Source organism: Streptomyces sp. NPDC004732, from assembly GCF_040609235.1.
Classification (GTDB): Bacteria; Actinomycetota; Actinomycetes; order Streptomycetales; family Streptomycetaceae; genus Streptomyces.
On sequence record NZ_JBEXJR010000001.1, the window covers coordinates 520,197 to 545,938 of the forward strand.

Sequence of the window (25,742 nt, forward strand, 5' to 3'; positions counted from 1 at the left end):
ACGACGTTCCCAGGAGGTGACGACCATGGCAACGACCCTCGCCAAGGCCGCGGAGGACACCCGCACCCCGGCCGAGCACGCCGCGCGGATCGAGCACGTCTCGAAGTCCTTCGGCGGCCCCGCCGGACCGCAGCTGGTCCTGGACGACATCACGCTCGATGTCGCACCGGGCGAGTTCGTCACCCTCCTGGGAGCGTCGGGCTGCGGCAAGTCGACGCTGCTCAACCTGGTGGCCGGGCTCGACGAGCCGTCCGCGGGCGCCATCACGACGGACGGCCGCCCGGCCCTGATGTTCCAGGAGCACGCGCTCTTCCCTTGGCTGACCGCGGGCAAGAACATCGAACTCGCCCTGAAACTGCGCGGCGTGCCGAAGGCGGACCGCCGCCCGAAGGCCGAGGAGCTCCTCACGCTCGTCCGGCTGCAGGGCGCGTACGGCAAGCGGGTGCACGAGCTCTCCGGCGGCATGCGCCAGCGCGTGGCGCTGGCCCGCGCGCTCGCCCAGGACAGCCGACTGCTGCTGATGGACGAGCCGTTCGCGGCGCTCGACGCGATCACGCGTGACGTCCTGCACGACGAGCTGACCCGCATCTGGCGCGAGAGAGACGTCTCCGTCCTCTTCGTCACGCACAACGTCCGCGAGGCCGTGCGCCTCGCCCAGCGCGTCGTGCTCCTCTCGTCGCGCCCCGGCCGGGTGGCGCACGAGTGGCGGGTCGACATCCCCCACCCGCGCCGCATCGAGGACACCGCCGTGGCGGAACTGTCCGTCGAGATCACCGAACAACTGCGTGGGGAGATCCGCCGCCATGGCCAGCACTGAGACGACGACCGGAGCGGTCAAGGAGTCCGGCAACGGCCAGGACCTCGCCGGACTCGAGGCGGGCCTGGACGCACTGGATGCGCAGACGGGCCCCACCCGCATGCCCGTGCGCCAGGTCCTGGTCCAGAAGGTGCTGCCGCCGTTCACCGCGGTGGTGCTGGTGCTGCTCGTCTGGCAGGCACTGGTCACCTTCAAGATCGTCGACGATCCCAGCAAGCTGCCCTCGCCGGGTGCGGTGTGGGACGTGGCGCACCAGGCGTGGCTGGAGGGCGAGCTCCTCGGCTACATCTGGACGTCCGTCTCGCGCGGCCTGCTCGGCTTCCTGTTCGCCCTGCTCATCGGCACCCCGCTGGGTCTGATCGTGGCGCGGGTGCGGTTCATCCGGGCGGCGATCGGCCCGATCCTGTCCGGCCTGCAGTCGCTGCCCTCGGTGGCCTGGGTGCCGCCCGCCGTGATCTGGCTGGGCCTGAACAACTCGATGATGTACACGGTGATCCTGCTCGGCGCGGTGCCCTCCATCGCCAACGGCCTGGTCTCCGGCGTCGACCAGGTGCCGCCGCTGTTCCTGCGGGCCGGGCGCACCATGGGCGCCACCGGCCTGAAGGGCACCTGGCACATCGTGCTGCCTGCCGCCCTGCCCGGCTACGTCGCCGGACTCAAGCAGGGCTGGGCGTTCTCCTGGCGCTCGCTGATGGCCGCCGAGATCATCGCGTCCTTCCCCGACCTCGGCGTGGGACTCGGCCAACTTCTGGAGAACGGCCGCAACGCCAGCGACATGGCCATGGTCTTCGAAGCCATCCTGCTCATCCTCCTGGTCGGCATCGCCATCGACCTGCTCATCTTCAGCCCCCTTGAGCGCTGGGTCCTGCGCAGCCGCGGCCTCGTCGGAAGGAGCTGAACCGCCGTGCACCGTCCCGTCCTGCTCCTCGTCGCCCACGGCAGCCGCGACCCGCGGCACGCCGCGACCGTGCGCGCGCTGGTGCGCCGGGTGCGGTCGCTGCGCCCGGGACTGCGGGTGGAGACGGGGTTCCTCGACTTCAACGCCCCGACCGTGTCCGGCGTCCTGGAGCGGCTCGCCGCAGAGGGCGTACGGGACGTGGTGGCCCAGCCGCTGCTCCTGACCCGCGCGTTCCACGCGAAGTCGGACATCCCCGCGGTGCTGCGCGAAGCACCGGCCGCACTGCGCATCCGGCAGGCGGCGGTGCTCGGCCCTTCGCCGCTGCTCGTCTCCGCCCTGGAGCGGCGCCTGTACGAGGCGGGGCTCGACCCCGCCGACAAGTCCTCGACCGGGGTCGTGCTGGCCTCGGCGGGGTCATCGGACCCGGAGGCGATCGCAGTGATCGCTGAAATCGCGCGGGAGTGGCGGTGCACCGGTTGGTGCGCCGTGCGGCCTGCGTTCGCCTCCGCGGCTCTGCCGCGCACGGAGGACGCCGTGCGCGCGCTGCGGGCCGTGGAGGGGGTGCGGCGGGTGGCCGTCGCGCCCTACGTCCTGGCCCCCGGCTTCCTGCCGGACCGCATCGCGCGGGGTGCCGCCGACGCCGACGTGCTGGCCGAAGTCCTCGGCCCCGCACCGGAAGTGGCGAGTCTGCTGCTACGGCGCTACGACGAGGCGTATGCGCCTGGCACCTGCCCCGTTGCTCCCCTGGCGCGGATTCCCGCACTGGCCTAGCTTGTGGGTTCATGACCCCGAGTCGATCCCGCACGCTGTGGCTGCGCACCGAACCCCTGCACGCGGTGGTCTACTTCGAGGAGCGCTGCCGCGGCCTCGGCAGAGCCGTGGGACTCAAGGGCTTCTGGATGGGGTACTTCGCGGCCCGTACCGCGCCCATGGGGCGGGTCGGCCCCGGGGTGGCCGCCGCGGCGCTCGGCGTCTTCGCGCCGGGCATGGTGGCGCGGGCCCTGCCGTCGGCGTGGGAGTACGCGTCGCCGGACCGGGTCATCGAGGAGCGCGCCCGCGTCACGGCTGCCGCGCTGCGCCAACTGGTGCCGTCCATCGAGGACTTGGCGGCAAAGGTCAATGACCCGCTGATGGCCATGGTGGAGGACGCGCCGTCGCTCGCGCGTCCGCTGTTCGCCGCCAACCGTGATCTGGCGCACCGCTCCGATCCGGTCGAGCGGCTCTGGCAACTGATCACGTGCGTGCGCGAGTTCCGGGGCGACGCGCATGTCGCGGTCCTCGCCGATCACGGTCTCGACGCCCGCGAGAGCCTGGTCCTCGCCGCCGCGACGGACCGGGTGGACGCGGCCGGTATCCGGCAGGACCGGGGCTGGACGGAGGAGGAGTGGGCCGCCTCCGTGGACCGGATGCGCTACATGGGGCTGCTCGACACGTCGGACCGGGTCACCGAACACGGTGTCAGCAAGCGGGAGTTGATAGAGGAGGACACGGACCGCCTCGCGGGGCGGCTGCTCCGCCCGCTGCCCAGGGGGGAGGCGGACGCGCTCCTCACCGCGCTCGAACCGGCGGTCCGCCGCATCCTGGAGTCGGACGTCCTGCCCTTCCCGAACCCCATCGGGCTGCCGCGGGTGGCGGGCTGAGCACCGCCGAATCGGCTTGCGGCCCCGTCTCCGCCCCCTTACCGTCACGCCAATGACGCCCGAACTGAGGTCCGAACGACTCTCCCTCTCGCCCTATGTCGCCTCCGACGAGGCGGACTTCGTCGCGCTCTTCCAGGACGAGGCCGTGGGCCGCTGGTTCGGGGACGGCATCCAGAGCGCGGCGGAGGACCGCGCCCTGTTCGGCCGGATCCTCGACCTGATCTACCCGGAGGACCGCTTCCCCGTCTGGGCGGTCCGGCACGAGGGGCGCTACGTCGGCCATGCCGAGGTCAAGCCATCGCCTGAGACCTGGCTCGACGGCACCGAGATCGTCTACGGCCTGACCAGGGACAGCTGGGGCCTCGGGCTCGGCACGGAACTGGCCCGGCTCCTCACCGCGTACGGGCACGAGACGCTGGGCCTGGCCGAGGTGCACGCGACGGTCGACTCCGAGAACGCCCCGTCCCTCTCCGTCCTCGCGCGCCTCGGCTACGTACGGATCCGCGAGATCCCCGAGGAGGACGGCAGGGTCACCCTGCACCTCACCTCGCGGCTCCCCGGGGAGCCCGTCGCACCGGTCGCACCCGGCACGCCCTGAGGCTCCCGCCCCCGGGAGCTCAGGAGAAGTCCAGGCCGCCGGTGCGGGTGCGCTTCAGCTCGAAGAGGTCCGGGTGGCCCGCGAGGACGCGGAAGCTGTCGAAGAGCCGGGCGGCCTCCTCGCCGCGCGGGATCGCGCGCAGGACGGGCCCGAACCAGACGGTGCCGTCGACGTGGATCGTCGGCGTGCCCACATAGCCGTCGGCCGCCGGGTCCTTGCCCGCGTCGTGGCTGCGCCGCAGCGGCTCGTCGTACGCGGCGTCGCGCGCCGCCGCCGCAAGCTCGGCCGGAAGCCCGAGCTCGGCCAGGGACTGCGCGGCGACCTCGTCGAAGTCCTCGTTCTTCTCCTGGTGGACCCGGGTGCCGAAGGCGGTGTAGAGGTCCCGGAGGATCTCCTCGCCGTGCCGCTCGGCGGCGGCCGCGGCGATCCGGGTGAGGGTGAGGGAGCGGTCGACCAGGTCGCGGTACCACTCCGGGAGCTCGTTGCCCTCGTTGTGGAAGTAGAGGCTCATCACGTGGAAGCGCAGGTCGAGGTCGCGGTGGCGCTCGACCTCCAGGATCCAGCGCGAGGTGATCCAGGCGAACGGGCAGGCCGGGTCGAAGTAGAAGTCGACCCGGGTCGGGGCGTGGGCGGTGGCGTCCGGCGTGGCATCGGGTGTGGCGTCGGGCTTCGTCATGTCCCGACACTATCCAGCCAATGGCCCCTGCTTGTGGGCCATTAACACCCCGCCCGGCCGGGCCACTTCGTACGGAGCAGTGGGGTCACCCGCCCTCGCCGTCGATCTCCCGGGCCAGCTCCGCCACCGTCATCGAGCCCGCGGGCCGCCGCTCCCTCGCGAAGGCGTTGGCCACCCTCTGGAGCGCGTCGTTCACCGGGGTGGGCACCCCGTGCAACCGTCCGAGCAGGGCGATCTCGCCGTTGAGGTAGTCGGCCTCGATGCTGCCCGTGCCGCGGTCGAGGCTCTGCCAGGAGGAGCCGCCGCCGCGCGGGGAGCCGTCGAGGGGTTCGAGGCGGATGCGGTCGCCGCGGGTCTCCGCCTGCTCCTCGTCGCCCACCCACACGATCCCGGCAGCGGTGAACGCGGCCTCGCCCTCGGCGCGGGCCCGTGCGTACAGGTTCCCGGCCTCGTCACCGGTCATCGGCCCGGTGACCGCCTCGACGGAGTTGGCCAGGTTGGCCAGCAGCTTCGCGTACTTCCAGCGGAGCACGTCGGCGACGACGGGCGCGAGGATCCGCGACTTCTCCAGGTCCGCGGCGATCCGGCGGGCGGTCTCGTCCGTGCCCGCCGGGTAGCGGCCGATGTGCAGCATGCCCGAGTACGGGGCGCCCGCGGCGGACACCTCGCCCGGCTCCGTGTGGGAGGCGGGCAGCCAGACGCACACGCCGTACACGTGGCGGAAGCGGCGCAGGGCGATGCGTTCGCTCTCCACGCCGTTCTGCGCGCAGACCAGCGGGAGCCGCTCGGCCGCGGTGCCGCCGCCGGTCACCGGGCGTCCGCCCCAGGCGTCGAGGGCCGCGGCGCCGTCCTGGGTCTTGACGGCCAGGAAGAGTACGTCGTCGGGGTCCAACTCGCCCAGCTCGGAGGGCTGTTCGACGACGGGCAGCCGGTGGGTGCGGGTTCCCTCGGACGTCCTGAGGCGCAGCCCGCCGCCGCGCAGGGCGGCGGCGTGGGCGCCCCGGGCGACGAGGACCACCTCGTGCCCCGCCTCGGCGAGCCGCCCGCCCACGGTGCCGCCGACCGCCCCTGCCCCGATGATGATGTAGCGCATGCGTGACCCCACTCCTCGCTATCCCTCGCTGAACGGCGTGCCCTGATGGAACCAGATCCGCCAGCCGCTCTCCGACTTCCGCCACAGTGAACTGCGGTGGACCCGGCGGCCGTTGCTCTCGGTGTCGAACGTCAGGTGCACCAGGTCGTCGGCGAGCTGCACGCCCCGCATGCCGGAGACCGTGACGGGGGCGGCGTCGGGCTCCTTGGCCGCCCTGAGGACCCGCACGATCGACGCGCGGTCCCACCGTGTGCCCGAGGCGCCGAATTCGGTGAACTCCGGGTGCAGCAGGGCGCCGAAGAGCTCGGGCGAGACGCGCACCTCGGGGTCGAGGAGCCGCAGTTCGGCCTCGACGGCGGCCTCGACGGCGGGGGTGAGTTCAGGCACGGGTCATCTCCTCCAGCCGGGCGACGGTGTTCCAGTTGCGGGTGGTGGCGATGAGGCCCTTGGTCAGGCGGGGCTTCGCCAGCTGCTCGGCGAGCTTGGAGCGGCCGAGGCCGTCGGGGGCGTACAGATAGAGGGCGCGGTCGCCGAGCCTGAACTCCTCCGGCAGGAAGGCCTGCTGGTCGACGGAGGCGAAGCGGGCCGGGTCGACGGGCCCGGAGAAGTAGGTGACGTGCAGCTGCTTCGCTTCGAGGTCGGCCGCGGGGAACGGGCAGGCGTCCGCCACCGCTTTCAGATAGGCGTGGTCGCGCACGAGGACGTCGACGGCGAAGCCGAAGTGCTCCTCGATCGCCGCCCGCACCTCGGCGGCCAGCGACTCCTCGTCGCCGTGGTCCGCGGCGAGGACCGCGTTGCCGCTCTGCAGATACGTCCGTACGCCGCCGTGCCCGAGCCCTTCGAGGAGCGTGCGCAGCTCGGCCATCGGCACCTTCTTGTGGCCGCCCACATTGATGCCGCGCAGCAGCACCGCGTATGTCTTGATCGCCATACGCACACGATAAAGCGGCCGCCGTGCCCCGTGGGGGTGGGCACGACGGCCGCGGCTCAGCGGGCGGCGAGGATTACTCGACGACCTTCAGGAGCTTGTTGGGCGTGCCCTCGCTCGGGTTGGAGATCTTGTCCGCGGTCGCACCGTCGGTCAGCGCCTTGGCGACGTCCGCGGGCTTGGCGTCCGGGTGTCCCGCGACGTAGACGGCGGCGGCGCCCACGACGTGCGGGGTCGCCATCGACGTACCGGAGATGGTGTTGGTGGCGTCGTCACCGGTGTTCCAGTCGGACGTGATGTCCGAGCCCGGGGCGTAGATGTCCACGACGGAGCCGTAGTTGGAGAAGTCCGACTGCTCGTCGTCCTTGGTGGAGGAGGCGACCGTGATGGCCTCCTTCACGCGGGACGGGGAGCCCTGGCCCGCGTCGGTCGACTCGTTGCCGGCGGCGACCGCGAAGGTCACGCCCGCGTCGATCGCCTTCTTGACGGCCGCGTCGAGGGCTTCGTCCGCGCCGCCGCCGAGGCTCATGTTGGCGACGGAGGGGCCCTTGTGGTTCTTGGTGACCCAGTCGATGCCCGCGACGACCTGCTCGGTGGTGCCGGAGCCCTGGTCGTCCAGGACGCGGACGGCGACGATCTTCGCCTTCTTGGCGACGCCGTGCGCGTCACCGGCGATGGTGCCCGCGACGTGCGTGCCGTGGCCGTTGCCGTCGTCGGCGTTGTCGTCGTTGTCCACGGCGTCGAAGCCGGACGTGGCGCGGCCGCCGAAGTCCTTGTGGCTGACGCGGACACCGGTGTCGATGACGTACGCGGTGGCGCCCTCACCCGCGGCGTCCGGGTAGGTGTACTTCTTGTCGCCCGCGGTGTCGTCCTGGTCGATGCGGTCCAGGCCCCACGACGGCGGGTTGTCCTGGGTGGCGTCGATGGAGAACTTCTTCGACTGGACGACCTTGCCGACGGCCGGGTCGGCGGCCAGGCGCTTGGCGTCGGTCTCGCTCAGGCCCTTGGCGGAGAAGCCGTTGATCGCGGAGGAGTAGTTGTGCTTGAGCTGGCCGCCGTACTCCTTGGCGAGGTCGGACTTGGCGCCCTTGTCGGCCTTCTCGTCCAGCATCACGATGTAGCTGCCGGCCACGGCACCCTTGGCGTCCAGGCCGTACACCTTGCCCTCGGCGGGGGTGGCCGCACCGGCGAACGAGGTCGCGAAGACGGTGACACCGACCGCGGTGGCGGCGGTGGCTATCGCGGCGGTGAGCTTCATCGTGCGGGCACGCTTGTGAGTTGCCATGAAGAGGGGTCTCCTCAGTGCTGTGTGGGGGGATGTGGGGGGTTTTATTCAGCTGTCGTCCAAGGGCGTGCCGTGACAACAAGTTCGTTGCGACACCCCTTGAGGCCCGGAAGATCTCCGGGTGTTGGGACGAAACACTGGCGGATTGACGCGCGCAGATCAATACCTTCATACAGCTGTGACTTGTTCAACAAGGTTCCGTAATAACAAACCGGATCTGTAGCACCTGATCGGACATCCCGGGCCACAACACCCCCAACTCGCGGTAACAGTGGGCACTTTGTGCCACACGGGCAACGCCGGTCGGGCTGGGGAGTCCAGCCCGACCGGCGTCGGGAAATACACGTACCGCGCCGCGGTGGGCGTTATACGGCGGCGGGGACTTTCTGCTCCTCGAAGGAGTCGATCGTCCGCGTGAAGTCACGCGTCGAGAGGAGCAGCTTGTAGATGATGGCGAGTTCGAAGACCAGAAGCAGCGCCCCGGAGACGATCGTCGCGGGCATCACCACATCGAAGAGCGGGCCGATCATGAAGACGCCCATCTGGAATTCGATTCCGCTCACCAGGTGCGCGCGAATACGGTGGCGCAGCAGGAAGGAACGGGCCCGCAGATAGGCAGGGAACTTCCGCCGGAACTCCTGGTGCAGGTCGATCACCTGGGCCTTGCGCACCGGTGCCGCCTCCCCGTCGGCACCGGCGGCCTCGCCCTCCTCGGGCGGCAGCGGGACGTAGTCCACCGCCTCGCCCGCGGCCCGCTGCAGGTCCTGCTCGATGTCCGCCGAGGGGTTCTCCCGCAGCAGGTCCTCCATGAAGGCGAGCTCCGCCTCGTTCTGCGCGCGCCGCGCGGCCCGCATGCGGGTCTTGATCTGCTTGCGCATGGTGTGCCGGATCTTGAAGATCTCCAGCGAGTTGATGTAGCGCAGGGTGTCGAGCGCGACCACGCCGAGGGCGAGCCAGATGTAGAAGGTGTCGCCGGTGCGGTCGTACTGCCCGGCCATCAGCGCGACGCCGCAGACCATCACGCGGATCCGGTCGAAGACGAAGTCCAGCCAGGCGCCGAAGACGGAGCCCTGCCCGGTGAGGCGGGCGAGCTTGCCGTCCATGCAGTCGAAGATGAAGCTGAGGTGGTAGATGACCGCGCCGAGGGCCAGCCACTTCCAGTCACCGAGCGCGAAGCACGCCGCCGAGCCGAGGCCGAGGATGAACGCACCCCAGGTGATCTGGTTGGGCGTGACGCGCGTCCGCATCGCGGTGAACCGCACGAGCGGCGTGGCGACCGGGTCGACAAGCAACACGGTCCACCACGCGTCGCGCTTCTTCTCGGTGATGCGGCGCACCTCGGCGAGGGGCGGTATGTCTCGACGCATGGGGGTCAACTTCCTGGCGTTCGACGAAAGTTCATCTCACGCTAGGAAGTAGTTCGTTCAAGGAACAAGATCTCCGGCGTGCAACCTTTGACCGGGGGTAACGGTCAACCTTGTGGGACGAGTCGATGACTCTGCCAGGACGGTGTTGCGTTACCTGAGCGTTACCGAATGACCGGGCCGTTATCCAATCGCGCCACGGAGCGTTACATCTGCCCGAAGGGGCAATCCTTTTTCTGCCCCAAGGGGCAGTTCCCCCTCGATGAGGTCCGCCGCCCGCTTCGTGCCGCCCTCCGCGGCCATCGCGCCCTGGATCTCCCCCAGCCTGCGGGCCACTTCCGGGTCGTCGACCAGCGCGAGGACAGCCTCACGCAGCGTCGTCGCGGTCGCCTCCGCCATCGGCAGATGCCGGGCCACGCCGAGCCCCTGGAGCATGTCGGCGTTTCCGAACTGGTCCACGGCCTGCGGCACGGCCACCATCGGCGTCGCGGTGGCGAGCCCTTCCTGGCTGCCGCCCGCCCCGGCGTGCGTGATGAAGGCGTCGGCCTTCTTGAGGACCGCGAGCTGCGGCACCCACGAGTGCACCTCCACGTTCGGGGGCAGCTCGCCGAGTGCGGCCGGGTCGACGTGCTTGCCGACCTGGAGCACCACGTGCCAGCCGGGCAGGCTTCCGAAGGCCTCGACGCACTCACGGTAGAAGCCGGGCTGCTTGGTGAAGGACGAGCCGAGCGAGACGAGCAGCACCTTCTCCGCGCCCGCGGGCCGCTCCCAGTCGCCCTGCGCCGCCCGGTCGCCCTGGCAGGCGCCGACGAACGTGTGCACGTCCTCGTCGACCCGGTCGGCGTGCGGCTGCAGCGCCTTGGGGATCAGCACGAGCGAGCGCGGCGGGCGCCCGACGAAGGGGTCGGGGTGCTGGGTGATGCCGTTCTCCGTCAGCCAGGCGTGGAAGCGCGCGTAGTACGCCTTGCCGCGCTCGGTCTCCTTCAGCTCCGCGTACATCGGCTCGGCGACCTCCTCCTCGTACCCGTCCCAGGCGACGAGGTTCGGCGAGAGCGAGATCTCGGGGACGCCCCAGCGGCGGGCGAGGACGCGGGCCGGGTAGGAGGTGATGTCGTGCAGGACGAGGTCGGGCTCGTCGCCCTCGTAGGCGCGGGCCAGCTCGGGGAGTACGGCGATCGCATCGGCGAGGAACGGTTCGATGTTGTCGATCAGCTCGGTGCCCCACGCCTCCGGGTCGTCGTCCGGGGAGGGCAGCGTCGTGGCGTAGGGCCGCGGCTCGGCGCCGGTCTCGGCGACCTTCTCCGCGAAGGCGTGCGGAATGGCGTACGTGACGCGGTGTCCGCGCGCGACCAGCTCACGGATCACTTCGAGGCTCGGATTGACGTGCCCGTGGGCGGCTATCGAGAACATGGCGATGTGGGCAGGCCGGGATGAGGTCATGCCCCGGATCTTATGCGAGACGAGACGTCTCGTGCAACCTCATGTGAGGCCTTGGGCTACGCCGGGCCTTCGACCGCGGCCTCGTTGTAACGGAGGAGATAGTCGGCGAACTGCGAGAGATCCGCCCCGCTCCACCCCGCGAGCCGCTCCTGGAAGGCGACCCGACGGGCGTCCCCGACCTGCACGAGGACCTCGTTGCCCCGGTCGGTGAGGTGCAGCACGTGCACCCGGTGATCGGCCGGATCGAGCCGCCGCTCGACGAGCCCGGCCTTCTCCAGTGCCCCCACCTGCCTGCTGATCGTCGACTTGTCCAGCGTGTAGTGCGCGGCCAGATCCGTGGCCCGGCAGCCCCCCTGGAACTCGAGGTGGGCGAGCAGCGTGAAGGAGACGAGCGAGAGCTCGGGGTGCATCCGCGCGGCGGTGGCGCGCGCCCGCCGGGCGAACGCGGTCATCTCCCGCTGGATGACCTCGATGGACTCGTCCCGTACGCCGGGCCGGTCACCGTCTCGATCCGTCACGATTTCTCCCTCTCCGCGAATGGTTGTAGAGTACAACATCGAAAAGAGTTGTATATGCCAACCATTTGAGTTGCATATACCAACCACCCTCAGGCCAACCACCTGCCGAGTCCCCGGAGATCTTCCATGTCCGCCACCGCGGAACCCGCCCCCCGACTGCGCGACGCGCTGCGCCACGTCCTCCTCCACCTGGTCACGCCCCTGCTGATGTGCCTCGGCATGGGCCTGGCCTACATGGGCGCGTTCGTGACGCCCGAGCCGAACGACATGCCGATCGCCGTCGTCGGGTCGGGCCCGCAGACCCAGGCCCTCGCGCAGGGCATCAAGGACAAGGCGGGCGACGCCCTGGACGTGCGTACCCTCGCCGACCGCGAGCAGGCGGTCGACGCGCTCAAGTCCCTCGACATCGCGGGCGCCTACGTGCCCGACGCGAAGTCGCCCGAGCTGATCGTGGCCACCGCCGGGTCCGACATGAGCGCCACAGCGGCACAGAAGCTCTTCACACCCGTCGCCGCGCGGCAGGGCCTGCCGTTGAAGGTCACCGACGTGGCGCCGCCCGTCGAGGACGACCCCACGGGCCAGGGCCTGTTCTTCCTGCTCGTCGCCGTGAGCATCGGCTCGTACGCGTCGGTCGCGGTGCTGGGCGCGGCGGGCGCGGGGCTGCGGATGCGGGCCAGGGCGGGGCTCGTCGTGGGGGTCTCCTTCGCCGTCAGCCTGATCGGCGCGGCGCTCGCGGGGCCTGTCTTCCACCTGGTGCACCAGGGCCTGTGGGGCGTGTGGGCCATGTGCTGGCTGTACGCGGCGGGGATCCTCTTCATCGGCATCGGACTGCACACGTTCCTGAAGCGCTGGACGACGCTGGCGATGATGGTGCTCTTCGTGATGCTCAACTTCACGACGTCCGGCGGGCTCTTCCGGCCCGAGTTGCAGAACGGCTTCTTCGGCTCCCTGCACGCGTTCTGGAACGGCGCGGGCTTCGTCGAGGGCATCCGCAGCCACCTCTACTTCGGCGGCCACGGTCTGGCCCCGCACGTGTGGACGCTGGCCGGGTGGCTGGTGCTCGGCCTGCTGCTCGTCGCAGTCGCCGGGCTCTGGGAGCGGCGGCAGCGGCCCGCGGCGGCTCCCGCACCCGCCCGGCACGCGGCTCGGGGGCAGGAGCGCGGGGCCCAGGAGGAGGAGATGGAGGAGTCGGTCGCGGTCTGACGCGGAAGGGCGGCGCCACCCGGGAACGGGGCGCCGCCCTGACGTGGTCGCCCCACCCGCTCACCCCGCCCGGCGCGCCCCGACCACCACCCCCGCCACGGCCACCGTGCCCGCCGCCGCGGCGAACGCGACGTGCTGGCCCGTCAGGGCCGACGGACCGGCCGCCGAAGCCGCTCCGGCGAGGACCGCGGGGCCGAGCCCGCTGCCGATCTGCAGTGCCGTGGCGGTCACCGCGGACGCCGCGCCCTGGCGGCCCCGCGGGACGCCCCGCAGGCCGAGGGCCGTGAGCGCGGGGAAGGTCAGGCCCTGCCCGATCCCGGTCACGACGAGACCCACGAACACCGGCCACCAGTAAGTACTCTGATGCTCCGTCAGGCACCACATCAGCACCCCTCCCCCGGTCAGCAGCAGTCCCGTCGTGAGGACGGCCCGCGCGCCGAACCGTTCCAGGAGGCGTCCGGCGAGCAGTGCCGTGGCGGTCACGGCCGCACTGACCGGCAGGACCGCGAGCCCCGACCGGGCCGGTGACATTCCTCGTACGTCCTGCAGATACAGCGGTACGAAGAAGAGCGAGCCGTTCACGCAGAAGTAGAAGACCACCGCCAGGGCCGCGGAGGTCCGCACCGTCGGGATCCGCAGCAGCGCCCGGTCGAGCAGCGCGTCGCCACCGCGCCGCCACCACAGCGTCGCCGCACCGGCCGCGCCCGCCGCCGCGGCGACGGCGAAGAGGCGCCCCGCGCCCCGGTGCGAGAGCAGATCGACGCCGAGGACGACCAGGACGACCGTCGCCACCAGGGCCGCGCCGCCGACGGGGTCGACGCGGCGGGTCCTGTCCGGCGCGCCCGCCGGGAGCGCGCGCACCGCGGCGAGCGCGGTGAGCAGGGCCGCCGCGCCCTGCACCGCGAAGACGAGCCGCCAGCCCGCCGCTCCGGTGAGCACTCCGCCGAGGACGAGCCCCGCGCCGTAACTGCCCGCCTGCACCGAGGCGAAGACGCCGAGGGCGCGGGAGCGTGCGGGGCCCGCCGCGTACAGGTCGGCGACCAGCGCAGTCGCCGCCGGAACGGTGATCGCGGCGCCCGCACCCTGCACGACCCGGCCCGCCGCGACCATCCAGAAGTCGCTCGCGGCCACGGCGGGAACGGCCCCCGCGGCGAGCGCGAGCAGCCCCGCGGTCAGCACGCGGCGGCGCGGAAACCGATCGGCGAGGGCTCCCCCGGCGAGCAACAGCCCGGCGAAGGCGAGCGCATAACCACTGACGGCCCAGGACAACGCCTGCGGGGCCGCCCCGAACTCCGCACCGAGAGCGGGAAGCGCACTGTTCAACACGGCGACACTGCCCGCGTCGAGCCCGGCGGCAGCACTCAGCACGAGCAGCGCGAGCAGCGCGGGGCGCGGCGGCGCGGGGGCGGACTTCGGTGGGGTCGGCTGAGGGGCGGTGGGCCGCGGAGTGCGGGATGCGGGAGTGCTCATGGGTGGCAGCCTTCGCGGGGGCGTGCCGGGGCACCAGGTACCGGTGAGGGGGCTCCCCGGCGGGGGTGGCCCTGTCGGGGCCACCCCTGGGGCTGGCCCCGGCCGATTATCCGCACGGACACTGGTCCCATGACCGCGCACCCCGCACCGGCCCCCGGCTCCCCGCAGGCCCGGCCGACCGAGCTGGCAAGGTTCTTGCGGACTCGGCGTGCGCGGCTCACCCCCGAGTGCGTCGGGCTGCCGAGGACCGCGGGGCGGCGGCTCGCGGGGCTGCGGCGGGCCGAGGTCGCCGCGCTCGCCGGGATCAGCCCCGAGTACTACACGCGCCTCGAACAGGGGCGCCAGCGCCGCCCCTCACCCGAAGTGCTCGACGCACTCGCCACCGCCCTGCGCCTGGACGCGGACGGCCGCGGCCATCTGCACCGGATCACGGCGCGGCCCGCGCCTCCGGTGCCGTCCGCGCCGCCCGAGGCCCCGCAGGCGGCGCTCGACCTGCTGCGGGCGCTCACGGTCTGGCCCGCCTACCTGGTCGACCCCATGCGCTCCGTGCTCGCCTGGAACGCTGCCGCCGCCTGGCTCGTGACGGACTTCGGCGCGCTCGAGCCTCACCGCCGCAACCTCGCGTGGTTCGCCCTCTGCGACCCGCGGGCCAAGGAGCTGTACACGGACTGGGAGACGGTGGCGCGCGGCAACGTCCACCGCCTCCGCAACGCCCTCGCCGGACGCACGGGCGAGGAGCCGCTCCTCGCCGAACTCGCGGCTTCCGGAGGCGAGTTGTTCACCGACGCGTGGAACGAACACGAGGTGCGCGGGCCGAACACCGGCCACAAGCGGCTGAACCACCCGGCGGCGGGCCCGCTGACCCTCGCGTACACCGGCTATCTGCTGCCGGGGCCCGAGCAGATCGAGCTGGTGGTGATGACCGCTCCGGAGGACAGCCCCGAACACGCCCTGCTTCAGGAGTTGTTCGGCCGCTGATCGCGCGGACAGGTGTAGTCCCCCGTCGGTAGCTCGCCGGTCAGCAGATAGTCGTTGACGGCCTTGTCGGCACAGGCGTTGGGGTATCCGACGAACACCGCGTGGGTGCGGACCGGGACGGTCACCAGCTTGGAGCCGCGCATCGCCCGGTGCATGCCGAGTCCCTGCTCGTAGGTGGTGCGGGTGTCGCCGGTGGCCTGGATCTGCAGCGCGGGCAGGGCGTTGTCGATCTCGACGCGCGGCTCGCGCGGCTTCTGCTTCCACCAGCCGCACGGCATCGGCGCGTTGTGGAAGGGCCCGAACACCGGCTGCTTCGGCCGGGCCTCCTCGATGGCCTTGCGGTACCACTCCGCGTTGCCCGGCGCGGTGGTGTCGGCGCACAGGATGGCGAGCGTGGCGGCGTAGTCCCTGCCGGTCCCCGTCTCCTGCGGGCCGGTGCGGAACATCGCATCGAGGAGCCCCTTGAGGCGCTGCGACGGCTCGACGGGCCGCCCCGCCGCGGCGTCGACGAGCAGCCGCAGCGTGCGGGCGTACTCGGCGTTGTCGAAGTCGTCCGTACCGAGGAAGTAGAGGACGAACGGCAGGCTCTCGTGGTCGAGCCGGTCGCCCCCGATCTCGATGGGCCGGTCTGCGGACCGCCGGACCAGGGCCTCGACGGTGGCCCGCACGGCTGCGGGCGTCTTCCCCAGGCGGTACTCCCCGTCGCGCGGCGCGGCCCAGCGCGCCAGGTCGTCGAGGGCCTTCTCATTGGCCGGTCCCATGGCCTGGAACATCGGGAGACCGTAGTCACGGGGGTTCATGGCGCTGTCGAGGACGAGCCTGTCGACCTTGCGGGGGAACATCTGCGCGTAGACGGCGCCGAGATAGGTGCCGTAGGACTGGCCGAACCAGGACGTCCTGCGCTCGCCGAGCGCGCCGCGCACGACGTCCACGTCACGCGCGATGTTGCGGGTGGAGTAGTGCGCCAGCTTGTCTCCGTACTTCGCATCGCACTTGCGCGCTTCGTCGGCCGACTTCTTCGCCACCCGGTCGAACGAGGCCCGGTCGAAGCCCGCGCCCCGGAACCAGGAGAGGCTGTCGAGGCCGCAGTCGAGCGGCGAGCTCTCGCCGAGGCCGCGGGTGTCCATGCCGATGACGTCGTACGCGGCCGCCACGCGTGGAGTCATCTTGGCGCGCAGTTGCGCGGGCATCCCGAGCCCGTGGCCGCCGGGTCCGCCGGGGTTGGTCTGGAGGATGCCGCGACGTTCGCGGTCCGTTCCGGTGGCTTTCAGCCGCGAGACGGTGAGGGAGAGGGTGGGGCCATCGGGTGCGGCGTAGTCGAGCGGAACGGTGACTTTCGCGCACTGTGTGCCGGTCTTGCCGAGGGCGGGGGCCTTGCACGGGCCCCAGTCGAGGCGCTGGTGGTAGAAGCGGTCGAGTCCCTTCATCTCGGTGGCGTGCGCGGCGGTGCGGGAGCTGTTCGCGGCGGCAGCACTCGCGCCCGCCGGGGAGTCCTCGCTCGTCGCGCATCCCGTCGCCCCGGCCGCCACGGCAAGGGCGACAGCGACGGCGGACAGCATGCGGGGCGCGGTGTTCATATGCGTCCTTCGTGTTCGAAGTGCGCCGGGGCGGACGCGTACGGGTAGTGGTGCTGCTGCTCGGGCGCGGGCGGCGGGCTCTGCGGTGTGTGGTGGTGTCGGCCCGGTGTCCGGCCCGAACGGCGGGGCCACCACAGGCCGCGGCCCAGGAGCGCGGCCAGCGCGGGCACCAGGACGAGGGAGAGCACCAGCGCGGAGAGGAGGATGCCGAGGCCCGTGGCGAAGCCGATCTCCTGGGTGGCGGGGCTCGCGGCGAGGCTGGCGAAGGAGCCCGCGAGCACGATGCCCGCCGTGGCGATGGCGGGCGCGGTGTGCCGCACCGCCTCGGCCACCGCGGTACGCGCCGGGACCGGCTTCTCCATTTCCTCCCTGATCCGGTCGGTCATCAGGATGTTGTAGTCGGTGCCGAGGGCGACGACGAAGAGGAAGAGCACCAGGGGCAGGGTGAACGACACCCCGGGCCGGTCGAGTCCGTGCTGGAAGAGCAGCGTGCTCGCGCCGAGGGTGGCCACGAACCCGAGACCCACGGCGATCATCAGCACGACCGGCGCGAGCAGGGAGCGCAGCAGCAGGAAGAGGATCACCGCGATCAGCAGGGCGGCGACCGGGAACACCAGGCGCAGGTCCTTCTCCACGGCCGTCGAGATGTCGGCGAAGATCGCGGCCGTCCCCGTGACGTAGGCGTCCGTGCCCTCGGGCGCGGTGCGCGCCGCCGTCTCCCTGACGGGGCCCGAGACCAGGTCGCGGGCCTGCTGCGTATCGGACTCGACGCTCAGGAACAGGTCGACCCGCGCGGCCGTGCGGTCCTTGCTGAGCACCGGCTTCCCCACCTCGCCGACGCCCTCCGCCTTGGCCAGGGAGCGGGTCATGCCGGTGAGTGAACTCGGCTTGATGTCACCGCCGTCGGTGCTGCGCACGTAGACGGTGTGCGGGTCGGAGACGCCCGGGGGGAGGCTGCGGGAGATCTGTTCGGCGGTCCTGACGGCGGCGGTCTCGTGCAGTCCCTGCTGGTCGTAGCTCATCTTGATGCCGACCGCGCCCGCGCCAAGCGCACCGAGCAGCACCAGGCTGCCGACGGCGTACCGCAGCGGGCGGCTGCTCACCGCGTATCCCAGGCGTGCCGCGATCCCGCCGGTGCGCTCCTTCTTCCAGGCACGCGCGGGCCAGAACATGCCGCGTCCGAGCACGGCGAGGAGGGCGGGCATGAGGGTGAGGCTCGCCAGGAGCATCACGAGTACGGAGATCGCGATGGCGGGACCGAGGACCCGGAACTGGCCGAAGCTCGCGAGGCCCAGCGTCGCGAACGCCGCCACGATCGTCAGGGCCGCGGACGTGATCGCGCTGCCCACCCGCCCGGTCGTCTCGGCCGCCGCGGCCCGGGCGTTCTGCTCGGGATGGTTCCGCAGGTGTTCCCGGAACCGGAACATCAGGAAGAGGAAATAGTCGATGCCGATGCCGAGAAGTACGACGCCGATCAGTGAGGGAGTGGACGGGTCGAGGTCGATGTCGAAGAGCTTTGCCGCACCGACCACGGCGCCCGAGGCGACACCGCCGATCAGGGCCACCGCGATCAGGGGCACGATTGCGGCCGCCAGGCTGCGGAAAACCAGCACGTTCAGCAGAACTATGAGGCCCATCGTCAGACCGGCGACGACGGCCGCCGTGCTTTCCTCGGCATCCGCGTTGTCCACCGTGGAAGCGATTCCGCCGGTGAATCCGACGCGCAGATCCGCGTCCGCGAACTCGTCCTTCGCATGGTCACGGAATTTCTTGTAGACGTCCTGCAGACCGGGGTCATTGGGATTTCCGTCGAGCGACACCGTGAGGAGCCGGAAACTCTTGTCCGGAGCCACCGCGCCCGGCGCGACCCGCGGGGTCTGGGAATGGTCCTTCATCAGCGGTTCGGGCTGGTCCGCGGCGACCCTTTCCCGGCCCAGGTCGGCCGCGGTGCCCGCGATCCGCCGCTGATCGGCGGGGGTGAGCTTCCTGCCGTCGTCCCTGGCGACGAGCACGGTCAGCGCATTGGGGTCGGGCTTGGTCCCGAAATCCTCCTCGGCGATGCGCAGCGCCACGGCCGAGTCGTACTTCTTGGGCAGGAAGTCCCCGGCCTGGGAGTCGGTGACGTCGTACATCATCGCGTTTCCCGCGAACGAGAGCGCGGCACCGAGAACGGTCCATACGACGACCGTCAGCCATCGATGCCGGGTGGAGAAAGAGGTCAACTTGCGGATCATGCCAACAGGTCATCACGCGGGGCCCCTTGAGAACGTCGGCCGCCGGAAGGGGACGCACCCGGGACCCGGGTCCGGCACTCCGCCGCAGGCAGTACTCCAGTACTGGGGACAAGAACCGACCCCGCGCCGATCAAACGCCCGACGGTACGGGATGTAATGGTGCGGAAAAGAGATGGCCCGGCTCGATCAGCTCACTGTGGAGGCGCCCGGATGGGACGCGATTTCTTCCCTCCGGTACCACCCGCGGGAAAGGCACGGCCGTCATGGGGCGGCGCGGCGGTCGCCGTCGCCGCGGTGACGCTCGACGTACTGGCCTACTGCGCGCCCGGCGAAGAAGGGCCGGGGGCACCCGTCACCGTGCCGGGCGTCCTGCTGATCTGCCTCTCCCTGTTCCCGCTGCTCTTCCGGCGCCGGCACCCCCTGCCGGTGCTCGGCGCGGTCCTCGTCGTGCAACTGGCCGTCAACCTGGGCCTTGCCGTGGACCCGGGCGCGCCGATGTCGAACAGCTACGGCGGCGCCGTGGCGGTGGCGCTCTACACGGTGGCCAGGTACAGCGACCGGCGCGCCGTGGTGCTGGGCGTCGTCGCCACCGCGCCCGTGCAGACCGCGCGGTATCTGCACAACGACGTGGCCTTCCTGGGCATGGGCATCACCGACGTGCTGGTCACGCCCTGCCTCATCGTCGCGGTGGGCCTGGCCGTGCGGCAGTGGAAGAGCCAGCTGGACATCAACCGCAAGCTCCTCGCCGACCGCGCGGTGACCGAGGAACGGCGCCGCATCGCACGGGAGCTCCACGACATCGTGGCCCACCACATCACCACGATGTACCTGATGTCCGGCGGCGCCAGGTCGACCATGGACCGCGATCCCGAGACGGCCCGCGAGGCGCTGGTGACCCTGGAGGATTCGGGCCGCACGGCCCTGCACGAGATGCGGCAGCTCCTCGGTGTCCTGCGCAGCGCCGAGGGCCCGGAGGAGACGCCGTCGGAGCCGCAGCCCGGGGTGGACGGCATCGAGCGGCTCGTCGCCGATTCGACCGCCGCGGGGCTGCCCGCCGAGCTCCATGTCACCGGGCGGCCCCGGCCGCTGCCGATGACCGTCGGGCTCACGCTCTACCGCATCGCCCAGGAAGCGCTGACCAACGCCCGCAAGCACGCGGGTCCCGCCCGCGCCACGGTGCGGCTCGCCTACCTCCCGGACCGGGTCTCCGTCGAGGTGACCGACGACGGCGCCGGTGACGGCAAGGCGCCCGGCGGAAGCGGTGGATACGGTCTGCTGGGCATGCGGGAACGCGTCGCTCTGCACGACGGTTCCCTCCAGGTCGGCCGCCGTGCGGAGGGTGGGTTCGCGGTGGTCGCGAGTGTGCCGCTGCCCGCCGACACGTACGAAGCCGATGCCCCCGAAGCCGACACGTACAAGAAGGGCGGGACGACCCGATGACCTCCCCCACCGAATCCGGCCCCGGCCGGATCACTGTGCTCATCGCCGACGACCAGCCGCTCGTGCGCCGCGGCCTCTCCCTGATCCTGCGCTCGGACCCCGCCATCGAGGTCATCGGCGAGGTGGACGACGGCGAGCAGGCCATCGCGGCGGCCCACGAACTGCACCCCGACGTCGTCCTGATGGACATCCGCATGCCGGTGCTCGACGGGGTCAGGGCCACCGAGCGCCTGGCCGCCGAGCTGCCCCGGTGCCGGGTCCTCGCGCTCAGCACCTTCGACATGGACGAGCACGTGGTCGGCGCCCTGCGGGCGGGGGCCTCGGGGTTCCTGCCCAAGGACGTCTCCCCCGAGGAACTGGTGGCCGCGCTGCGCACCGTCCACCGCGGCGAGGCCGTCGTCGCCCCGCGGCTGCTCACCCGGCTGCTCGCCACGTTCGTGGCCCCGGCCCCGGTGCCGCACCCGCCGGGCGCCGACCTGTCCGGGCTCACCCCGCGCGAGGTAGAGGTGCTGCGGCTGATCGCATCGGGCCTCGACAACACCGAGATCGCGGGGCAGATGGCGATCGGCGTCCAGACCGTGAAGAACCACGCCACCGGCATCTTCGCCAAGCTCGGCGTCCGCGACCGCGCGCAGGCGGTCATCGCGGCGTACGAGTCGGGGCTCGTGCAGGCGGGACGGCCCTAGCGCTGGTATCTGGCGAGCACCAGGTTCCCGTCCTTCACCAGCCGCTTCCGCAGCTCGTCGAGGTCGATCGCCCCGCTGTAGTACTCCTGGAGCGCCGGGGTCGCGACCTTGTCCTTCCACTCGGGATAGCCGCGCACGGACTGGGCGGGCGCCGGGCGCAGGTGCTCGGAGAGGGCGGTGCCCGCGGACCAGCCGTCCTTCGCCGTGCGCAGGGCGGGGTCCTTCAGCGCTTCCGCGCCGGTCGGCAGCATCCAGTCGCCGCGCGCGAGCTTCACCATGTTCTTCGGCTGCAGGAAGAAGTCGATGAACTCGGCCGCCTCCTTCTTGTGCGCGCTGTCCTCGGCGACGGACAGGGTCTGCGGGCTGACGCCCTGTGCGAGCCCTTCCGCACCGGCCGGGGCGGGCAGCACCTGCCAGTCGAAGCCCTTGGGCGCCTGCTGGACGATCTGCTGGCGGTACGAGAAGCCGAGCGGGACCATCGCGTACTTGCCGCCGAAGAAGCCGGGCAGGGTGTCGGACCCGCCCATGCCGAGGGTCGTGCCCGATGCGCTCTTGTCGACGTTGACCTGGTCGTGGACCGTACGGGGCATGATCTCGTCGGCCTTGTCGAAGCGGACGTCGACCTTGCCGTCCGCGCCGCGGTGGAACATCTTCCCGCCGGTCGACATGGAGAGGTTGAGCGTGGCGGAGACCGGCTCCTTCAGCGGCCAGGCGACGCCGTACTTGCCGTCGCTGCCGTCGCCGAGCTCCTTGGTGATCTTCCGGAACTCCGGCCAGCTCCACGGCTTCTCCGGCGTGGGGATGCGCACGCCCGATTCCTTCAGCCACTTGGCGTTGGCGATCAGGACGCGCGGCTCCTGGAGGAACGGCACTCCGTAGACCTTCCCGTCGAAGGTCGCCGTCTCCCAGCTCCGCTCCGGGATGTCGGACTTGAGGCGCTCGGGCAGGAGGTCGCCGATGTCCGCGAGATAGCCGCCGTACGCGAAGTCGGCGAGGTCGTCCGACGCGTCGTGGATGATGTCCGGCGCCTCGCCGCCCTCGAAGGAGGTGAGCAGCTGGTCGTGGACGCTGTCCCAACTGCCCTGGAGGTATTCGACCTTGACGTCGGGGTGGGTGGCGTTCCACTCCTTGACGAGCGCCTTGTTGGCGTCGACGGACTCCTTCTGCCAGGCAAGGGACTGGAACTGGAGGGTGATCTTCCCGTCGTCGTCCCCGGAGTCGCCGCTGCATCCGGCGAGCAGCAGCGTGAGGGCGGCGACGGCGGAGAACAGCCGCGGTGCCGTGCGCATCAGGCCTTCACCGCCCCCGCCAGCATGCCGCCCGTGATCCGCTTCTGGATGATCGCGAAGATGACGAGCGAGGGGATGGTCGCGAGGAACGCGGCCGCCGCGAGCGGGCCGAGGTCGGCGACGCCCTCCGTGCCGATGAAGCGGTTGAGGATGACCGGCAACGTCTGCTTCTCCGGGGTCTTGAGCAGGACGAGCGCGAAGAAGAACTCGTTCCATGCGGTGATGAAGGCGAACATCGCGGTGGCCACGATCCCGGGCGCGAGCAGCGGCGCGACGACCGAGACGAAGGTGCGGACCTTGCTCGCGCCGTCCACCGCGGCGGCCTCCTCCAGCTCGGTGGGGACCGCGCGGACGTATCCGACGAGCATCCACAGCGCGAACGGCAGCGACCACACCACGTACACCATGATCAGGCCGAGCAGCGAGTTGATCAGGTGCAGGTTCTTCAGGATCAGGAACAGCGGGATGATGATCAGGACGAACGGGAACGCCTGGCTGATCACCACCCATCCGGTGGCCGCCTTCGCGACGCGGTTGCGGTGCCTGGCCATGACGTACGCCATCGGTGTCGCGATGACGACCGCGATCAGGGCCGCGCTGAGCGCCGCGATCAGGGAGTTGCCCGCGGCCCTGAGCAGCGGCTGCTCGTCGAAGGCCTGCCGGAAGTTGTCGAGCGTCGGGTCCTTGGGGATCCAGGTGGGGTGCAGGCTGCCCAGTTCCCGCGCGGGCTTGAAGGCCGTGGAGATCAGCCAGAGGAACGGGAAGGCGAGGAAGACCAGGTAACCGGCGAGTGCCAGGTACTGCGCGGCGCGGGTCGTCTTCTTCGTACGCATCATGCCTCGTCGTCTCCCTTCAGGCGGCCGACGAGGTAGACGGCGAGGATCACGGAGATCACCGCGACCATCACACAGCCCATGGCCGCGGCGTAGCCGAACTGGCCGTAGCGGAACGCTTCTTCGTAGGCGAAGAGCATGGGCAGGCGGGTGCGGCCGCCGGGGCCGCCCTGCGTGAGGACGTAGACCAGGGCGAACGAGTTGAAGTTCCAGATGAAGTTCAGCGCCGTGATGGCGAGGGCGATCGGCTTGATCGCGGGCCAGGTGACCGTGCGGAAGCGCCGCCAGGCGCCCGCGCCGTCCATCGCGGCGGCCTCGTGCAGCTCGCGCGGGGTGTTCTGCAGTCCGGCGAGCAGCGCGACGGTGGTCTGCGGCATACCGGCCCAGATGCCGACGACGATGACGGCGAAGAGCGCGGTGGCGGTCCCTGTCAGCCAGTCCTTCCCCTCCCCCAGGCCGAGGTTGGACAGCGTCTCGTTGAGCACGCCCGCGTCCGGGTGGTAGACGAGCCGCCACATGATGCCGACGACCACCTCGGGCATCGCCCAGGGGATGATCGCCAGCGCCCGCGCCAGCCAGCGCATCCGCAGCGGCTGGTTGAGCAGGAGGGCGAGGCCGAGCGCGAGGAAGAACTGCGGCACGGTGACGCCGAACGCCCACACCAGGCCGATCCGGAACGAGTCCCAGAACAGCGTGTCGTGCAGCAGGTCCTGGAAGTTCAGGGCGCCGACCCACTGGGTGGGCTCGGTGCGGCCCGCCTGGGAGTCGGTGAAGGCCAGCGCGATGCCGTAGAGGAGCGGGCCGACGCTGAGGACGAGGATCGGGATGAGGGCGGGCAGCACGAGGAACCACGCGCCGTGATCCGCGGCTCCGCGTCCCTGCGTGCCTCTCGCTGACCGCTTCGTTGCGGTCGCCAATGTCACGGGATCGGCTCCTTCGGGCGGCTTGTTCGGGTCCGGCCGCCCCGGCGGCCTCCGTCATCGTGCTGATGTGATCTTGATACGTCAAGCAGCTGCGCGCCCTCGCAAGCCGGTTGGCCTGTGCGAATGCGAGACTGTCGGGCGAACGGGGCAACGGGTGCGGGAGGCACGAGATGGACGAGGCACGGGCGCGGGACGTACTGGACGCGGCGGATCTGCCGGTTCCGGCGGGCGGGGCCCGGCTGCTCGCCCTCGGCGAGAACGCGGTGTTCGCCGTCGGCGAGCTGGTCGTCAAGATCGGCCGCGCGGCCCCCGAGCTCCTCGCGAGGGCGCGGCGCGAGTCGGCCGTCGCCCGGTGGCTGGAGCAGGCGGGCGTCCCCGCCGTGCGGGCCGCCGAGCCCGATGCCCGTCTGGTGGACGGCCATCCGGTGACGCTCTGGCACCGGCTGCCGGACGCGGTGCGCCCCGCCGAGCCGCGTGACCTTGCGGCGCTGATCCGTCTCGTGCACGAACTGGACTCCCCCTCCTTCGACCTTCCCCGCCGGGAGCTGCTCGGTGGCGTGGAGCGGTGGCTGCGGCTGGCGGGCGACGCGGTCGATCCGGCCGACGCGGACTATCTGCGGGAGCGCAGGGACGGGTTCGCGGCGGCGGCCTCGGCCCTGAAGCCCCGCCTCGCTCCGGGGCCCATCCACGGGGACGCGCTGCCCCGCAATGTCCTGGTCGGCCCGGACGGACCCGTGCTCGTGGACCTGGAGACCTTCTCCTTCGACCTGCGGGAGCACGACCTGGTCGTCATGGCGCTCTCCCGCGATCGGTACGGACTCGCGCCGGAGGCGTACGACGGGTTCGTGTCCACGTACGGCTGGGACGTGCGGGAGTGGGAGGGGTGCGCCGTGCTGCGGGGCGCCCGGGAGACGGCCAGCTGCGCGTGGGTCGCGCAGCATGCGCCCGCCAATCCGAAGGCGCTCGTCGAGTTCCGCCGGCGGGTTGCTTCCCTCCGGGACGGGGACGCCGAAGTCCGCTGGTACCCCTTCTGAGCGGTCAGCCCTCTTCTCGGAGCGGCCACACGCCGTCCACCACCGCGTCCGCCTTCCCCTTCTTGCGCAGGAAGTTCTGGAAGTCCGCGGCCCATTCCGCATACCACTCGATCTGGCTGCGGTGCAGGTCCGCAGGGCCGAGGGAGGCGACCTTCGGGTGGCGGTCGGCTATCGCGCAGGCGAGGCGGGCGGCCGCCTGGGCGTCGGCCGCGGCGTCGTGGGCGGACTCCAGGAGCACTCCGTACTCCTTGCAGACCGCTTCCAGGTTGCGCTTTCCCTTGCGATAGCGGTCGACGGAGCGGTCGATCGTGTACGGATCGATCACCGGGCCGGGGTCGATGCCGCCGAGCCGGTCGCGCAGGGACCGCAGGCCGTACCTGCGGAGCTCGGCGGAGAGCAGGCTCAGGTCGAAGACCGCGTTGTACGCCACGACCGGGACGCCCGACTGCCAGTACGACGTCAGGACGTCGGCGAGGGCGTCCGCCACCTCGGCGGCGGGGCGGCCGTCGGCCGCCGCCCGTTCGTTCGTGATGCCGTGCACGGCCACGGCTTCGGCTGGGATCGGGACTCCCGGATCGGCGAGCCAGGTGCGGTGCCCCAGCGTCTCGCCGTCCTTGACCTCGATCACCGCTCCGGTGACGATGCGCGCTTCGCTCGGATCCGTCCCTGTCGTCTCCAGGTCGAAACCGATCAGCAGCTCCCGGTGCCAGCCCATGGCCGCCCCCTTCTTCGTGGTGCTTTCCCCCAGTGACCACCACGATCCCATGCGCCACTGACAATCCGAGGGGCGGATTCCACTTCACCCGTCCGCGGGATCA

At 71.4% G+C, this 25,742-nt stretch carries 24 protein-coding genes and 1 pseudogene; 10 read left to right on the plus strand and 15 right to left on the minus strand.

Annotation, left to right across the window (positions count from 1 at the left end):
- Nucleotides 1-25 precede the first annotated feature (25 nt).
- The 5 genes from ABZV77_RS02165 to ABZV77_RS02185 are packed head-to-tail and all read left to right on the plus strand — an operon-like array spanning nucleotide 26 to nucleotide 3,953.
- A complete protein-coding gene (locus ABZV77_RS02165) occupies nucleotides 26-817 on the plus strand; it encodes an ABC transporter ATP-binding protein (protein WP_356249318.1) in 792 nt (263 codons plus the stop codon).
- Nucleotides 804-1,715 carry an ABC transporter permease gene (locus tag ABZV77_RS02170; RefSeq protein WP_356249320.1) on the plus strand — a complete coding sequence of 304 codons (912 nt, stop codon included), beginning with the start codon at nucleotides 804-806 and terminating at the stop codon, nucleotides 1,713-1,715. Before ABZV77_RS02165 ends, ABZV77_RS02170 begins: the two co-directional genes overlap by 14 nt.
- A gap of 6 nt (nucleotides 1,716-1,721) precedes the next feature.
- On the plus strand, nucleotides 1,722-2,486 hold the full coding sequence (locus ABZV77_RS02175) for a sirohydrochlorin chelatase (RefSeq protein WP_356249322.1): 765 nt from the start codon (nucleotides 1,722-1,724) through the stop codon (nucleotides 2,484-2,486).
- 11 nt (nucleotides 2,487-2,497) lie between these two features.
- Entirely contained in the window at nucleotides 2,498-3,355 is an 858-nt protein-coding gene (locus tag ABZV77_RS02180; protein ID WP_356249324.1) for a hypothetical protein, read from the plus strand.
- A gap of 52 nt (nucleotides 3,356-3,407) precedes the next feature.
- Entirely contained in the window at nucleotides 3,408-3,953 is a 546-nt protein-coding gene (locus ABZV77_RS02185) for a GNAT family N-acetyltransferase (protein WP_356249326.1), read from the plus strand.
- Nucleotides 3,954-3,972: 19 nt separating this feature from the next.
- Here ABZV77_RS02185 and ABZV77_RS02190 read toward each other — a convergent pair whose 3' ends face one another.
- The 8 genes and pseudogenes from ABZV77_RS02190 to ABZV77_RS02225 all read right to left on the minus strand — a co-directional run bounded on the left by ABZV77_RS02190 (nucleotide 3,973) and on the right by ABZV77_RS02225 (nucleotide 11,191).
- Nucleotides 3,973-4,629 (minus strand): DsbA family protein, encoded by a 657-nt coding sequence (locus tag ABZV77_RS02190; protein ID WP_356249328.1) that lies wholly within the window; start codon nucleotides 4,627-4,629, stop codon nucleotides 3,973-3,975.
- An 85-nt stretch (nucleotides 4,630-4,714) separates the two neighbouring features.
- Nucleotides 4,715-5,722, minus strand: a complete 1,008-nt coding sequence (locus ABZV77_RS02195; RefSeq protein WP_356249330.1) for a 2-dehydropantoate 2-reductase N-terminal domain-containing protein — start codon at nucleotides 5,720-5,722, stop codon at nucleotides 4,715-4,717.
- 18 nt (nucleotides 5,723-5,740) lie between these two features.
- On the minus strand, nucleotides 5,741-6,109 hold the full coding sequence (locus tag ABZV77_RS02200; protein WP_356249331.1) for a nuclear transport factor 2 family protein: 369 nt from the start codon (nucleotides 6,107-6,109) through the stop codon (nucleotides 5,741-5,743).
- Nucleotides 6,102-6,653 carry a DUF1697 domain-containing protein gene (locus ABZV77_RS02205; protein WP_356249333.1) on the minus strand — a complete coding sequence of 184 codons (552 nt, stop codon included), beginning with the start codon at nucleotides 6,651-6,653 and terminating at the stop codon, nucleotides 6,102-6,104. The genes ABZV77_RS02200 and ABZV77_RS02205 overlap by 8 nt, the downstream gene beginning before the upstream one ends.
- 73 nt (nucleotides 6,654-6,726) lie before the next feature.
- Nucleotides 6,727-7,935, minus strand: a complete 1,209-nt coding sequence (locus tag ABZV77_RS02210) for a S8 family serine peptidase (RefSeq protein WP_356249335.1) — start codon at nucleotides 7,933-7,935, stop codon at nucleotides 6,727-6,729.
- Nucleotides 7,936-8,300: 365 nt separating this feature from the next.
- Nucleotides 8,301-9,302, minus strand: a complete 1,002-nt coding sequence (locus ABZV77_RS02215; protein WP_356249337.1) for a CDP-alcohol phosphatidyltransferase family protein — start codon at nucleotides 9,300-9,302, stop codon at nucleotides 8,301-8,303.
- 180 nt (nucleotides 9,303-9,482) lie between these two features.
- A pseudogene (gene mgt, locus ABZV77_RS02220) lies at nucleotides 9,483-10,782 on the minus strand (macrolide-inactivating glycosyltransferase).
- Between the two features lie 13 nt (nucleotides 10,783-10,795).
- A complete protein-coding gene (locus ABZV77_RS02225; protein ID WP_356250146.1) occupies nucleotides 10,796-11,191 on the minus strand; it encodes a MarR family winged helix-turn-helix transcriptional regulator in 396 nt (131 codons plus the stop codon).
- Between the two features lie 192 nt (nucleotides 11,192-11,383).
- Here ABZV77_RS02225 and ABZV77_RS02230 point away from each other — a divergent pair, with 192 nt between their 5' ends.
- Entirely contained in the window at nucleotides 11,384-12,460 is a 1,077-nt protein-coding gene (locus ABZV77_RS02230) for a hypothetical protein (protein ID WP_356249339.1), read from the plus strand.
- 60 nt (nucleotides 12,461-12,520) lie between these two features.
- On the opposite strand, the gene ABZV77_RS02235 is transcribed toward ABZV77_RS02230, so the two are convergent.
- Complete coding sequence (locus ABZV77_RS02235; protein ID WP_356249341.1) at nucleotides 12,521-13,930, minus strand: MFS transporter; 1,410 nt, start codon at nucleotides 13,928-13,930, stop codon at nucleotides 12,521-12,523.
- Nucleotides 13,931-14,059: 129 nt separating this feature from the next.
- On the opposite strand from ABZV77_RS02235, the gene ABZV77_RS02240 reads away from it, so the two are divergent.
- The gene (locus ABZV77_RS02240) at nucleotides 14,060-14,908 is read left to right on the plus strand and encodes a helix-turn-helix transcriptional regulator (protein WP_356249343.1); all 849 of its coding nucleotides are present in this window, start codon (nucleotides 14,060-14,062) and stop codon (nucleotides 14,906-14,908) included.
- Here the strand turns inward: ABZV77_RS02240 and ABZV77_RS02245 are convergent.
- Both ABZV77_RS02245 and ABZV77_RS02250 read right to left on the minus strand, forming a co-directional pair.
- Nucleotides 14,887-16,485, minus strand: coding sequence for an alpha/beta hydrolase (locus tag ABZV77_RS02245; RefSeq protein ID WP_356249345.1), 1,599 nt, complete (start codon nucleotides 16,483-16,485; stop codon nucleotides 14,887-14,889). The two genes, ABZV77_RS02240 and ABZV77_RS02245, sit on opposite strands and share 22 nt — an antisense overlap.
- The gene (locus ABZV77_RS02250) at nucleotides 16,482-18,707 is read right to left on the minus strand and encodes an MMPL family transporter (protein WP_356249347.1); all 2,226 of its coding nucleotides are present in this window, start codon (nucleotides 18,705-18,707) and stop codon (nucleotides 16,482-16,484) included. Before ABZV77_RS02250 ends, ABZV77_RS02245 begins: the two co-directional genes overlap by 4 nt.
- 222 nt (nucleotides 18,708-18,929) lie before the next feature.
- Here ABZV77_RS02250 and ABZV77_RS02255 point away from each other — a divergent pair, with 222 nt between their 5' ends.
- Both ABZV77_RS02255 and ABZV77_RS02260 read left to right on the plus strand, forming a co-directional pair.
- Nucleotides 18,930-20,159, plus strand: a complete 1,230-nt coding sequence (locus ABZV77_RS02255) for a sensor histidine kinase (protein WP_356249349.1) — start codon at nucleotides 18,930-18,932, stop codon at nucleotides 20,157-20,159.
- Nucleotides 20,156-20,845 carry a response regulator transcription factor gene (locus ABZV77_RS02260; RefSeq protein ID WP_356249351.1) on the plus strand — a complete coding sequence of 230 codons (690 nt, stop codon included), beginning with the start codon at nucleotides 20,156-20,158 and terminating at the stop codon, nucleotides 20,843-20,845. Before ABZV77_RS02255 ends, ABZV77_RS02260 begins: the two co-directional genes overlap by 4 nt.
- On the opposite strand, the gene ABZV77_RS02265 is transcribed toward ABZV77_RS02260, so the two are convergent.
- From ABZV77_RS02265 to ABZV77_RS02275, 3 genes are read right to left on the minus strand one after another with little or no spacing between them, the layout of a single operon-like run.
- Nucleotides 20,842-22,134, minus strand: a complete 1,293-nt coding sequence (locus tag ABZV77_RS02265) for a sugar ABC transporter substrate-binding protein (protein ID WP_356249353.1) — start codon at nucleotides 22,132-22,134, stop codon at nucleotides 20,842-20,844. The two genes, ABZV77_RS02260 and ABZV77_RS02265, sit on opposite strands and share 4 nt — an antisense overlap.
- A complete protein-coding gene (locus ABZV77_RS02270) occupies nucleotides 22,134-22,967 on the minus strand; it encodes a carbohydrate ABC transporter permease (RefSeq protein WP_356250148.1) in 834 nt (277 codons plus the stop codon). The genes ABZV77_RS02265 and ABZV77_RS02270 overlap by 1 nt, the downstream gene beginning before the upstream one ends.
- Nucleotides 22,967-23,890 (minus strand): sugar ABC transporter permease, encoded by a 924-nt coding sequence (locus tag ABZV77_RS02275; RefSeq protein ID WP_356249355.1) that lies wholly within the window; start codon nucleotides 23,888-23,890, stop codon nucleotides 22,967-22,969. The genes ABZV77_RS02270 and ABZV77_RS02275 overlap by 1 nt, the downstream gene beginning before the upstream one ends.
- A gap of 170 nt (nucleotides 23,891-24,060) precedes the next feature.
- Between ABZV77_RS02275 and ABZV77_RS02280 the strand changes: the two genes are divergently transcribed.
- Nucleotides 24,061-24,924, plus strand: coding sequence for an aminoglycoside phosphotransferase family protein (locus tag ABZV77_RS02280; RefSeq protein WP_356249357.1), 864 nt, complete (start codon nucleotides 24,061-24,063; stop codon nucleotides 24,922-24,924).
- A 4-nt stretch (nucleotides 24,925-24,928) separates the two neighbouring features.
- On the opposite strand, the gene ABZV77_RS02285 is transcribed toward ABZV77_RS02280, so the two are convergent.
- Complete coding sequence (locus ABZV77_RS02285) at nucleotides 24,929-25,639, minus strand: 3'-5' exonuclease (RefSeq protein WP_356249359.1); 711 nt, start codon at nucleotides 25,637-25,639, stop codon at nucleotides 24,929-24,931.
- Nucleotides 25,640-25,742 lie beyond the last annotated feature (103 nt).